This window comes from Dyadobacter beijingensis DSM 21582, assembly GCF_000382205.1.
In the GTDB taxonomy this organism is placed as follows: Bacteria; Bacteroidota; Bacteroidia; order Cytophagales; family Spirosomataceae; genus Dyadobacter; species Dyadobacter beijingensis.
Genome location: NZ_KB907787.1, coordinates 599,150 through 611,989, shown reverse-complemented (window position 1 = coordinate 611,989; position 12,840 = coordinate 599,150). Strand labels below are relative to the sequence as shown.

The window sequence follows — 12,840 nt, the reverse complement described above, 5'->3', positions numbered from 1 at the left end:
AACATAAAAGAACTTATGAGTGTCAGAATCCTCATCGTAGACGATCATCCGCTGGTATTGGAGGGATTGAAATCACTGCTGGCCGACGTGGAAAGCGTGCAGGTAGTGGGTACCGCCTCCAATGCCATCGACGCCATCGCATTTTTGAAAAGTAACGAAGTTGACATCGCATTTCTCGACATCAACCTGCCGGATATCAGCGGTATCGATCTCTGCAAAAAAGTAAAAGACCAGTTCCCGGACGTTAAAACCCTCGCATTGAGTACATTCAATGAGCGCGCTTACGTATCGCGCATGATCCAGAACGGCGCTTCGGGCTACCTCATCAAAAGCTCCGGGAAGGAAGATATCCTCGAAGCCATCGCCCAGGTACAAGCCGGCGGCTACTTCATGAACGTCCAGTTTGACCAGGTAACACCCGCCACGGCGCCCAAAACGGTGCCGTTCCTGACCCGGCGCGAAAAAGAAGTACTGGTACTCATCGCCGAAGGGCTCACCAACCCGCAAATCGCGGAACAGCTATTCATCAGCGTCACCACCGTAAACAGTCACCGGCAGAACCTGCTCATCAAATTCGAAGTGTCCAATACCGCATCACTGATTAAGCTGGCAGCGGGATTGGGGTTGATTTGAGGAATCTAAAACAATAAGCCCTGATCATTCCAATAATGATCAGGGCTTATTGTTTGCTGTCAGTTAGTGGCCATGCTGCCGAAGGGGAAGATGGCTGATGATACGTGCGCCCGGTTCATGATCTGGCCTAGTTCTTTGGCCTTATCGGGGAACTGGGGCGTGAGGTTATTTTTTTCCTGCGGGTCTTTGGAAAGATCGTAAAGCTCTACCAGAGCGTCGGGGTTACCGGCTGCTTTCAGGCGAACGGCTTTCCAGTTGCCCTGCCGCACGGCTTGCCGGCCGCCTTGTTCGTGAAATTCCCAATACAGGTAATCGTGTTTCTTCTGGGTCGGCTTGCTTTTCAGCGCGTCGGTGAACGAAATGCCGTCGATGTGGCGCGGTGCCTGAGCACTGGCGAGTTCGGCGAAGGTAGGCAGGATGTCCCAGAATGCCCCAATGTAGTCGCTTTTGGAACCCGGCTTGATCGCGGCCGGCCAGCGCGCGGCAAATGGCTCGCGGATACCGCCTTCGTACAAATCCCTTTTTACACCGCGAAAACCGGCACTGCTGTTAAAAAACGCCGGATCGGCGCCGCCTTCGATATGCGGTCCGTTATCGCTGGTGAAGATCACGAGCGTGTTTTTGTCGAGCCCTTTTTCCTTCAATTTATTCATCACCTGCCCTACATACAGGTCCAGGCGCGCCACCATCGCCGCGAATGTGGCGTGCGGAAATTCCTGCGACGCATAGCCGCCGCCGGTCGCGCCGGGCCCGTAATCGGCTCCTCTGTAAGGTTTTTCTTCAAATTTCCCTTTGTAATAGCGGAATAGGCTGTCGTCCGGCACCATGAGCTCGGCGTGCGGGAGAATGTAGGGTAAAAACAGGAAGAATGGCTGCTTGCCGTCTTGCGCGTCCACGAAGCTGAGCGCCTTTTTCTGGATCAGGTCAGGCGCGTATTCTTTATTATGAATGAGGCCTTGGTTGCCTTCCAGCGGTATTTTTTTGCTGTTATCCCAAAGATGCTCCGGGTAGTATCGGTGCGCGAGGCTCTGGCAGTTGTAGCCATAAAAACGGTCGAAACCCTGTTTGTTGGGATCGCCCTCCGACCCTACCGGTCCAAGGCCCCATTTACCGAAGGCAGCAGTCACGTAGCCCGATCTTTTGAGCACTTCGGCCAGTGTCGTCACCGAATCGGCGATGGGTTGCTGGCCTTCCGGCTCCACGCTTTTGTTACCGCGGATGAAAGTATGCCCGGTATGCTGGCCGGTAAGCAGCGACGACCGCGAAGGCGCACACACCGACGTGCCTGCGTAAAATTGTGCAAAAATCATTCCCTCGCGGGCAAGCCGGTCGATATTGGGTGTTTTAATGAGTTTCTGTCCATTGAACCCGACATCGCCGTAACCGAGGTCGTCGGCCAGGATAAAAACGATGTTGGGCCGCGCCGGTTTAGGGGCTTGCGCGTAGGCATTGGGTTGAAGGAACTTAGCGGAGAGAAGAGGGATTAAGAACAAATACTTTTTCATGTGGAGTAGATTAATATATTTCAGAAAGACATGGCGGCCGTCGGATTACTTGAATTTGGCGCGCTTGCTGTATCTTTGTTTCCGATACCCTACGACAGCCCGGACGACCGGCATGAATTGACAACCACCGAAAATTCCGGCAAGTCGAGCCAGGACTGTCATTTAGGGTATCGGAAAGCAGATACGTTCTGAATATCGCGAATCGAAGGATCGATATAATCTACTTGTTTGATAGACAAAGTAAAGATAAATCGGTTAAACAAACAAATGAAATGTGGTATTCACATTTATTTTTTATTGGAGATTTGGGATAGAGGTAATGCGGTGAAGGGCCAGAATTCGGCGTTGATGCCGAAGCCAATTTCGAGCCGTACAGCCATTTCCGCCGACACAGCAGCCGCTTTCATTGACAACCTCGGAAAGCTGTTTACGGCTTACATTTAACTCCATCGCTGCTCTTGTGACGGAGATTTTCATTCCCTTCAATACATCCTCCCGCAACACGGCGCCGGGGTGTACCGGCTTCATTTCTCTTCCCATAACGTTCAATGGTAACGAGAATCTGTCACCCCGGGGTTACAAATTTCTCAGCAGCAATATGCTACTTGCTGCTGAGAAACACTATCTCCTATTTTTTAACGGCACGCCCGATTTCGCGAACGTTTTTACCTGTCTTGTTCTGCAAATCATCGCCCATATCCTCACGTGCCGCCTCGGCGATTTTTTCCAGTTCGGCTACGATATCGGGGTTTTGTTCCAGCACGTCATAGCGTTCGGATGGGTCGCGGGCCAGGTTGTAGAGGGCTTTCGGGAACTGGTGGTCTTCCGGGGCGGGGCCGGGCTGGCCGTTTTTACCGGGGAGCGAGCCTTCGTAAGTGCGGCCGGGATGGGCAAATACAAGCTTCCAGTCGCCTTTGCGAACGGCTTCGAGGTTGTTTTTGCGGTAGTAGTAAAGGAAACTTTCGCGCGGGGTCTGCGTGTCATCCCCTTTCAGCAATGCACTGAAATCGAGGCCGTCGATTTTTTCCTTCGGCAGTTTGGCACCTGTCAGCTTCGCGATGGTCGGAAGGACGTCGAGGTTTGAAAGCAGCTTGTTCGACACGCGGCCGGCCGGGATCACGCCTGGCCAGCGCATAATGCATGGCTCACGCTGCCCGCCTTCGAAGGATGTTCCTTTGCCCTCGCGGAAGCCGCCTGCCGATCCGGCGTGATCGCCGTAGTTGAGCCACGGACCATTATCACTCGTGAAAATCACCAGCGTGTTGTTATCGAGGCCCTGCGCTTTGAGCTCCTTCATGATTTCCCCTACCGACCAGTCCAGTTCCATCATCACATCGCCGAAAATGCCGCGCTGGCTCTTACCCCGGAATTTTGCGGAGGCTGCCAATGGCACGTGCGGCAGCGGATGCGGCACATACAGGAAGAATGGCTTGTTTTTATTCCTTTTGATAAATGAAATCGCCTTTTCGGTAATGACCGGCGTGAGTTCGCTGGCGTCTTCGAGGTTCTTGATCTCTTTGCCTTCCTTGTTTCCGTCGATCCAGTGCAATGGCGGGTATTTGGCGCGCTCCTGCCACGGGTGCAGCGGCCACATGTCATGGGAGTAAGGCACCCCGTAATATTCATCGAAGCCCTGCTGCAACGGCAGAAACTCCTGCTCGCTGCCCAAATGCCATTTACCGAAAATACCGGTGGCATATCCCTGCGCTTTCACGATTTCGGCGATGGTCTCTTCTTTCGGGTTCAGCCCTACACCAGCCCTCGGTCCGAATGCGCCCGATATACCCAGACGGTTGGGATAACAGCCCGTCAGCAATGCGGCACGCGAGGCGCTGCACACGGCCTGGGCGGCCATGAAGTTGGTGAAGCGGGTGCCTTCCATGGCCATTTTGTCGAGGTTGGGCGTCTGGTAGCCCAATGCGCCGTTCACGGAGAGATCGCCGTAGCCGAGGTCGTCGATGAAAAAGAGGACGATGTTGGGTGTTTTTGCGGCCGGCTTTTCGCTTTTGAAGGCTACCAGGGCGCATAAGCCCAGGGATACCAGCAGCAGTGAGAGTACTCTAAACATTTTGTAAGGTGGTTTTAGGTAAATGCATATCCTCAAAAGTAACTACCAGTTCGGGTTTTGTTGCAGGTTCGGGTTCAAATCGCGCTCCTTCTGCGGGATTGGCCACAGGTAATGACGGCCCGGATCGAACACACGGTCCGACGACGCGGCCTGCACGGTGACGAGTTTGCCCGAAGCATCCGGATAGGTAATGCCATATACCGGTCCTTTCATGACTTGTTCCGCGATTTTCCAGCGGCGGATGTCGGCTAGCCGCTGACCTTCAAATGCCAGCTCCACCGTGCGTTCGCGGCGCACGATCTCGCGCAATGCCGCCTGCGTGCCCGTTGCTACCGATGGCTGTTTCACGTCGGCACGGCCATTCCGCACCAGGTTGATCGCCGAAATCACGCTCGCATCGACCTGCCCGAGTTCGATTTTAGCTTCCGCATAAGTCAGCAATACCTCGGCGTAGCGCAGCAGGATGATGTTGATACCGCTGTTGGTCGGATTGGCGAAATCTTCATTGTTAATGTATTTTTTAATATTAAAACCCGTCGTGGAAGCAATATAGGTACTGCCGATCGCGTCCGCCGTAGGGCTTGTCGGGCGGGGCTGGAAAGTAATGCCGCTCGGCAATGCGTCGCCTTCGAGGAATACGGAGAATTTCAGGCGCGGGTCGCGGTTGGCGTAAGGTTTCGCCGGGTCATAGCCGCTCGAAGGATCGGTAATTTTCTTGCCTTCCAGTGTTTCGTAGGTGTCTACCAATGCCTTGGTGGGCACGTAGGTACTTTGCGCATTCTTCTGGCTGTACGGCGCAAGCAGGTTAAACACGTTATTTTGAGCAACATCCTTTAAATATTGCTTGTCCAGCAGCACTTCCTTGTTATTCTCCGCGGCATAGCTGAACAGTTTTTCATAAGAATCATACAAACCGTACACGCCCAGCCTGATCACCTGATCGGCCGCATCGGCTGCTTTCTGGTAGCGCCCCGCGTACAGGTCGGCCCGTGCGAGCAGGCCCAAAGCAGCGCCTTTCGTGAAACGCCCCTTGTCGGCAGCACCGTAAGTCGTCGGCAATAATGCGGCCGCTTCCGTCAGCTCTTTTTCCACAAAATTCCATATCTCCTCCACAGGCGTGTTTTTCAAGGTGCGGCCTTCCTCGATGCTGATCGACGAGGTTACCAGCGGCGCCGGGCCGAACAGGGAAGCCAGCCTCAGGTACTGATAGGCCCGTAATGCCTTCGCCTCACCTTTCAGCTGGTTGATCAGCGCGGTATTGGTGCTGGGCACCTTATCGACGTTTTCCAGGAAATAATTCACCCCGCGAATGCCGCGGTAAGCCCTTCTCCATTCGTCGTAAATTACCGAACTCGTCGCATCATAACTGCCTGCTTCAATATAAGCGGCCACGTTGAAGCTCTGGTTGGTATGCGCGAGGTCGGTAATGCCGTCCCAGGTGACGGCCGTGGTGCTGTCCAGGTCCGTGTAGAGTGAGTTAACGGCCAGTTTGGCGTCACTTTCGGTTTTCCAGAACAAATCTTCGGAAAGACGGTCGTTTGGCACGGTTTCGAGCAGGCCCGAGTCACAGGAGGCCAGACTGATCGTGAGTATCGTCAGTCCGGCGTATATGCTATGTTTGAATGTATTTGTTTTCATAAAATCAATGCGGTCAGAATGAGAGGTTCAAGCCGAATGTGTACAAGGCTGTCTGCGGGAAATAGACGGCGCGGCCGGATGGCACTTCTGGGTCGAGGTTCCATTCGTTCAGTTTCGAGAACGTGAGCAGGTTCGTGGCCGAAGTGTACACACGAATACGGCTTACGTGCAGCTTGCTCACGATTTCGGAAGGAATGTTGTAGGCCAGCTGCACGTTTTTCAGGCGCAGGTACGAACCGTCGATGACCAGCCGGTCGGAAGTGGCCACATTACGGAGGTCGAATTTGGTTGGGCGCGGGAAGCGTGCGCCGGGGTTTTCCGGTGTCCAGTAATTATTGGTGTAAATCTCGTGGGTGAAGCCTTCCTGGTTCCCCATTTCGGCCAATGCACCGGCCAAACGCGCATCTACTTTTGCTGCGCCCTGGAAGAGAATGCTCAGGTCGAAACCCTTGTAGGAGAAATCGCCATTCACACCGAATGTATATTTCGGGAACGAGTTACCGATCGCCGTCATGTCGTCGGCATTGATCTTGCCGTCGCCGTTACGGTCCACGTATTTCACGTCACCTGGTTTGGTATTGGCTACGTAAGTCGCCTTGTAATCGGTGATTTCCTGCTGGGTTTGGAACAGGCCGTCCGTTTGATAACCCCACAATGTATTGATCGGCAATCCTTTCGCGATAATGTAGCGCGGGTCGATGTCGGAGCCGGTAATGTACGGACCGGTACCTTTCAGGTCGGTCACTTTGTTTTCATTGATACTCAAATTCGCGCCAAGCGTGTAGCGGAAACCAGAACTGCTCGCAGCACCACGGTAACTCGCACTGAACTCCCAGCCTTTGTTTTCGACCGATCCTGCATTCTGTGGCGGCGCTTTCAAACCAATGGTGGCCGGAATGTCGAGGTTCAAAAGGATGTCGTCGGTTAGCTTGCGGTAGTAATCGGCGGTGAGTGTGAGCCGCTTGTTAAGGAAAGCCGCATCGATACCAATGTCAAGCTGCGTAGTCGATTCCCAGCCCAGGCCGGTATTGGCCAGCGTGGTAGGGCGGTAACCTTGCACCGGCGTGCCGCCGAAGCTGTATCCGAGGGCCGTCAATGCGGAGTAGTAGCTGTACAAATCCACCGACTGGTTTCCGGTGATCCCCCACGAACCGCGCAGTTTCAGGTCGTTGACCGTTTTTTCCAATCCTTGCCAGAAGCTCTCCTTCGAAATGCGCCATCCGGCCGAGAAGGAAGGGAAAAAGCTATATTGTTTCGCACCCGTGAATTTGGATGAACCGTCATAGCGGCCATTCGCTTCAAACAGGTATTTTTCTTTGTAATCGTAATTCACCCGGCCGAAATAGGACCGCAGGCCGTAATCGGCATCGTTACCCGCATTGCTTTTGGTACCATCGTTGGCACCCTGGCCGATTGACCCGATATCATTATTATAGAAGCGCTCGCGGTAGGCCGACAGGAATGTTTGCGTATTACCGATCTGCGAATACCCCACCAACGCCTTCAAACCGTGATCGCCGAAGCTTTTCTCGTAATTGAGCAGGTTGTTGATCGTGTACTCACGCAGGGTATTGCGAACTTCGGTGAGCGAGTTGATGGCTACCGTTTTTGTAATGTTTGTATTCTTGTCTGTATTGGTGTAGGAATTGGTATAGTTTTTCTGGTTGGTAAATGTGCCCCGGCCAGCGATCTGCGTCGAAAAGGTCAGGCCTTCCAGGATATCGAATTCGGCTTTTACGTAACCTGCCAGGTAGTCCGTTACCTGTCGTGATTGCCCGCCGATTTCGTTGAACATCAATGGGTTGTTTCCCTGTGTGCTCAAACCGTAGGTACCATCCGCATATTTGGGAACCGCCCATAACGTGCCGTGGAAGAAGTTATTCAAAGGCTGCGGGTTGTTTCCGGTATTGTTTACCGTCGGGTTCAATGCCCGTGCGTAGCGGTAGTTGACGTCGCCGCTCACACGAATGCGTTTCGAGACATTATAATCCGTATTCAATCGGAATTCGCCGATTTTATTGGAATAACCTGCAATTACCCCTTGCTGGTCCTGGAAGCGGGCGCTCAGCCGGGTGCGGATCACGTCGGTGCCGCCGGCTACCGAAATGGTATGGTTCTGCTGGGGTGCCGAGCGGAGCATGGTTTCGAACCAGGTGTTGGGCATCGGGTATTTCTCGCGGTCGGTTGCGTTCACGTATGCCTGAATGGATTCTTCCGTGAAGCGCGCCGGCACCGCCAGGCCGGCATTGGTATACGCAGCCACCTGCTCACGCATGTAAGCCTCGATTCCCATCATTTTGGGCACATTATTGGATTTCTGGATCGCGTAGTAGCCGTGGTAATCCACCTGCACCTTGCCGCCTTTGGCGCGTTTGGTGGTGACGAGGATAACGCCGTTCGTCGCGCGTGAACCGTAAATAGCTGTTGAAGAAGCATCTTTCAACACGGAAATCGATTCGATATCGTCGGGGTTAATGTCGCTCAGGCGCTGCTCGATGCCGTCAACGATCACCAGCGCATCGTTTTTACCCAGGTCATAGCCGCTCGTGCTGCTGCCGTTGATATTGAACGTGGTGATCCCCCGCACGCGGATGTTCGTGTTGGATTTTCCCGGCGATCCGCCCGCGTCGAGCACGGTTACGCCCGGCATGAGCCCTTGCATCGACTGCTGGATATTTGAAACCGGCCGTTTGGTAATCGTCTCCCCGCTGATCTGGGACACGGAGTTGGTCAATGCATTGCGTTTTTGCGTGCCGTAACCTACTACTACCACCTCATCGAGCTGCTTCGTATCGGCCGCCAGCCTGATATCGACCGTCGACCGGCCGTTCACAGCCACCTCCTGGGTTACGTACCCGATGCCGGAGAAAACCAAGGTGGCATTGGACGGCGCGCTGATCTCGTACTTGCCGTCGACATCCGTGGAAGTACCTGTAAGCGTGTTTTTTACAACGATATTCACTCCCGGTACCGAGCTGTTATCGCTGGCCGAGGTTACGGTGCCCTTCACGAGGGTCTGGGCATAGGCGCTGAGGCCAAGGAGCAGGAAAGCCACAAGCAGGCTGCCTCTGCTCAAAAGAGCATTACTGGATAGATTTTGGAACATAGTAATTAGTAAAAATGGGGCTGATGGGCCGACAGCCCGGATTGGTGGTTGTTAATGGGTTCGGAGTACACTATAAATCCTATTAAATAGATAGGCAAAGTAAATTGCAGAATCTGCAACAAGCAACCCGTGTTTACTTATTCTTAACAAAGAGGTCGATTTTTGTCGATTACTTCTATTATTTAACTAAAAAACACAAAAATACTAAACTTACTTAGCGGCCGTAGATCGTTTGCAGATACTGCTTTTGCAGGGTTGAAAAATATAGTACGCCGCCGATAAGCACTGCCCAGATGAGGAAGAGCAATGTGGGGTGCGGGAAATAATGGTAGGCGGTGATGAAGATTAATGCGCCGCGCGCGAATTCGAGGTAAAATACCCAGCGGCGCTGTTCGAGGATCGCGCCGCAGTTGATGAGCGTCACAAAAATGACCAGCGCGACCATCACTTGCAGGAATGTCTCTTCCTGGTGTTCAAAAAGCAGGAGGAAAAAGAGGGTGATCACGGTGATCGTGAATTGGACGAGTACGTACCGCCGGAATTTCTGCGAGCGTACGCGGACTTTATTTTTGGACAAAAAGCGTTTCTCAACGATCCTGCGGACAGCCGGATCAAAATCCGAAGGACTGCCGAAAATGACCTTTAACTTGGCGGTAATGCCCTTTTTTTGCTGGGCAGAGTACCATATTTCAACGAGGAAATGGAAATGCTGCCAGAGAAAACTATAACTGTCGAGCTGCTTGGTGAGGCCGAAAACGGGCTGCTCCTTTTCCTCCTCGAATGTGCCGAAAAGCTTGTCCCAAATGATGAACATGTCGCCGAAATTCTTGTCGAGGTAAGCCTCGTTGCTCGCGTGGTGCACGCGGTGGTGCGAGGGGGTTACCAACACATATTCAAGAATGCCCAGCTTGCCGATCACCTGCGTGTGCGTGAAAAACGGGTATAAACCATGCACGATAAGCATCGTCGTGATCATCGGCGCCGGGAAGCCGATCAGCGGCAGTACCGACCAGAAGGCCGTGCGGACTACCGCCTGAAAAATGGTAATGCGCGTGCCGGCCGTGTAATTGAACTCTTCGCTCGTATGGTGCACGACGTGAAAGCCCCAGAAAAGATTGATTTTGTGTCCGGCGCGATGATACCAGTACCAAACGAAATCCGTAGCGAGGATCAATGCGATCCAGACGAGCAGCGTGGGCCGGATCTCGAACAACCCGTAATTTTTTTGGACGTAATCGTAAAAAAAGAAGAACGACCCCGCGGTGAACAGGTCGATCAGCCGCTCGGCGACGCCGACATTCATATTGGCGATCGAGCTATTGAAATTAAACAACTGACGGCCAAGACGTTTGGACACCCAATATTCAATTCCGATGAGTAAGAGGAACAATGGGACGGCCAATGCCATGTAGTTCAGCGCCATAACCGATTCTTGTTTACTATATTAAATTCATAGATTATATATACAAATATTGAATGCATGATTGTATTTGCCAAAAATTTGAGGGAAAACCATTAAATAAAATCTAAAACCCTTTTATTCGTGGTCATGCAGCGGAGAGACCGTCCGTCTGAACGAATTTGCTACTGATACCAAACCTCCTTGTCGGGATGGAAAAAGAAAATACCTACTATGGGGTGAAAGAAATCGCCCGCCGCGCCAATGTTTCCATTGCCACCGTCGATCGGGTGCTGCACAACCGCTCGGGCGTTTCGGAAAAGACCAAGAAGAAGATCAACGACATTATCAAGGAGCTGGATTACCAGCCGAATATCCTTGCCAGCAGGCTTGCTTCGAAGAAAATCATCTCGCTGGCCGTGCTGATCCCGCGCGTTTCAGAGGAAACGGATTTCTGGGAAGCGCCCATGAAAGGTATTACGCGCGCCGATGCGGAGATCAAAAAATACGGCATCCTGGTATCGACCTTCTATTTCGATCTTAACGATGCGGCCAGTTTTAATGCCCAGGCGGCGGCCATTCTCGACGGCGATTTCAAAGGTGTATTGCTTGCCCCCTCGTTCATCGAAGAGTCCCGAAAGTTCATCCGATCCTGCCGGGAGAAAAAAGTACCATTCGTGTTCATCGACTCCGACGTGCCCGACGAGGACAACCTCTGCTATATCGGCCCGCATTTGTTCCAAAGCGGGTATGTAGGCGCCAAGCTTTCGACTTACCGTTTGAAAGAGAAGCACAAAGTGGCCGTCGTGAATATTTCAAAGGAAAGCGACAGCTACAATTACCTGCAAATCGAAGAGGGTTTCCGCTCCTACTTCAAGGACAAGCAGCTGCCGATCGAGATTATCCGCATTGATATCAAAGATACCGACAGCCTGTCCGTCACCCGCGACCTTACCCGCGCATTACACGACCACGACGATATTGAAGCCATTTTTGTGACGAATTCCCGCGTTTTCTCCGTAGCCGCATTTCTAGAAAAGAACAAGCGCTCCGACATTTCGCTCATTGGTTACGACTACTTGAAAGAAAACATCGACTACCTGAACAAGGAGTTCATCGATTTCCTGATCTGCCACAAACCCGAAGAGCAGGGTTACCGCGGATTGATGGCACTCTACCAGACGCTCGTCCTCGGCGCACCGGTAGAAAAGACGCATTTTATGCCGATTGATATTGTGACGAAGGAGAACCAGGCGTTTTATCAAAACTGATTTTACATTAAATGTTGCTGTGACACAAAAGGGCAACATTTAATGACCAAAATATGAAGCATCACAAAATTTCCTGTAAACAATATCCCGCATTACTTGTAAATTAAAATATGTGTGTATATTTACGGGTACGTACCCGAAATCAAAATCGGGCTGGTTATTCCTGAACTCTTTTCCCCTTGTTTATGCATTCGCTTAGCAGACGAAAGTTTATTTTTCAATCGGCAACAGCTGGTATCGGTCTTGGTTTACTGAATCATTTGCCTGCGTGGGCGAGGCCTGCGGAGGGTAAGAGAGTCGGGATTATCGGGCTGGACACCTCGCATGCAATTGCATTTGCCAAGGCATTGAATGCCGCGGAACCCGATCCCGTATACGATGGCTATAAAGTTGTAGCCGCCTATCCTTACGGAAGCAAGGATATCGAATCGAGCGTCAAACGCATTCCGGGCTATATCGAGGAAGTGAAAAAATTGGGCGTTGAGATCGTCGGCTCGATCAAAGAATTGTTAGGCAAGACCGATGTGATATTATTGGAAACCAACGACGGCCGCCTGCACTTGGAACAGGCGCTGGAAGTTTTCAAAGCAGGTAAAAGAATGTTTATCGACAAGCCCGTCGCCGCTTCGCTTTCGGACACACTGAAAATTTACGAGGCTTCCAAGAAATACAACATTCCTATTTTCACAGCCTCGTCGCTGCGCTACATCAAAGGCATCGAAAGTATTGACAAGAAAAAGGTGTTGGGCGCGGATACGTATAGCCCTGCCGTTCTTGAAAAAACACACCCCGATTTCTTCTGGTACGGCATTCACGGCGTGGAAACGCTGTATACCGTCATGGGTACGGGCTGCAAAAGTGTGACGCGCGTGAACACCCCGAATACCGACATCGTGGTGGGCATCTGGGGCGATGGCCGCACGGGCACATTCCGCGGCACACGCACCGGCAAGCACGACTACGGCGGCACCGTTTTCACCGAGGATGGCAACAAAGTTCTGGGCCCATATGGTGGTTATGAACCACTTTTGGTCGATATTATCAAGTATTTCAAAACCGGCGAGGTGCCGGTTACGCCTGAGGAAACCATTGAAATATTCGCTTTCATGGAAGCAGCCGATGAAAGCAAGCGCCAGGGCGGCAAGAGCGTGACGCTGGAAAGCGTGCTTGCCAAAGCCGGTAAAAAATAAGCGCCCATATCAACCCTTAATCCAATTTCA

General features: G+C 52.2%; 8 protein-coding genes. 3 read left to right on the top strand and 5 right to left on the bottom strand.

Annotated elements, in window-relative coordinates; genetic code table 11:
* The first annotated feature begins 15 nt into the window (after nt 1–15).
* Entirely contained in the window at nt 16–633 is a 618-nt protein-coding gene (locus H144_RS0109810) for a response regulator (RefSeq protein WP_019941881.1), read from the top strand.
* A gap of 59 nt (nt 634–692) precedes the next feature.
* On the opposite strand, the gene H144_RS0109805 is transcribed toward H144_RS0109810, so the two are convergent.
* The 5 genes from H144_RS0109805 to H144_RS0109775 form a co-directional block, all read right to left on the bottom strand.
* Nucleotides 693–2,138 carry an arylsulfatase gene (locus tag H144_RS0109805; RefSeq protein WP_019941880.1) on the bottom strand — a complete coding sequence of 482 codons (1,446 nt, stop codon included), beginning with the start codon at nt 2,136–2,138 and terminating at the stop codon, nt 693–695.
* A 628-nt stretch (nt 2,139–2,766) separates the two neighbouring features.
* Complete coding sequence (locus H144_RS0109790; RefSeq protein ID WP_019941877.1) at nt 2,767–4,206, bottom strand: sulfatase family protein; 1,440 nt, start codon at nt 4,204–4,206, stop codon at nt 2,767–2,769.
* A gap of 42 nt (nt 4,207–4,248) precedes the next feature.
* Nucleotides 4,249–5,844, bottom strand: a complete 1,596-nt coding sequence (locus H144_RS0109785; RefSeq protein WP_019941876.1) for a RagB/SusD family nutrient uptake outer membrane protein — start codon at nt 5,842–5,844, stop codon at nt 4,249–4,251.
* 13 nt (nt 5,845–5,857) lie between these two features.
* Nucleotides 5,858–8,950: a SusC/RagA family TonB-linked outer membrane protein gene (locus H144_RS0109780; protein WP_019941875.1), complete on the bottom strand. Its 3,093-nt coding sequence runs from the start codon at nt 8,948–8,950 to the stop codon at nt 5,858–5,860.
* 214 nt (nt 8,951–9,164) lie between these two features.
* Nucleotides 9,165–10,373, bottom strand: a complete 1,209-nt coding sequence (locus H144_RS0109775; RefSeq protein ID WP_019941874.1) for a sterol desaturase family protein — start codon at nt 10,371–10,373, stop codon at nt 9,165–9,167.
* Nucleotides 10,374–10,561: 188 nt separating this feature from the next.
* Here H144_RS0109775 and H144_RS0109770 point away from each other — a divergent pair, with 188 nt between their 5' ends.
* Both H144_RS0109770 and H144_RS0109765 read left to right on the top strand, forming a co-directional pair.
* Entirely contained in the window at nt 10,562–11,620 is a 1,059-nt protein-coding gene (locus H144_RS0109770) for a LacI family DNA-binding transcriptional regulator (RefSeq protein ID WP_019941873.1), read from the top strand.
* A 185-nt stretch (nt 11,621–11,805) separates the two neighbouring features.
* On the top strand, nt 11,806–12,810 hold the full coding sequence (locus tag H144_RS0109765; protein WP_019941872.1) for a Gfo/Idh/MocA family protein: 1,005 nt from the start codon (nt 11,806–11,808) through the stop codon (nt 12,808–12,810).
* Nucleotides 12,811–12,840 lie beyond the last annotated feature (30 nt).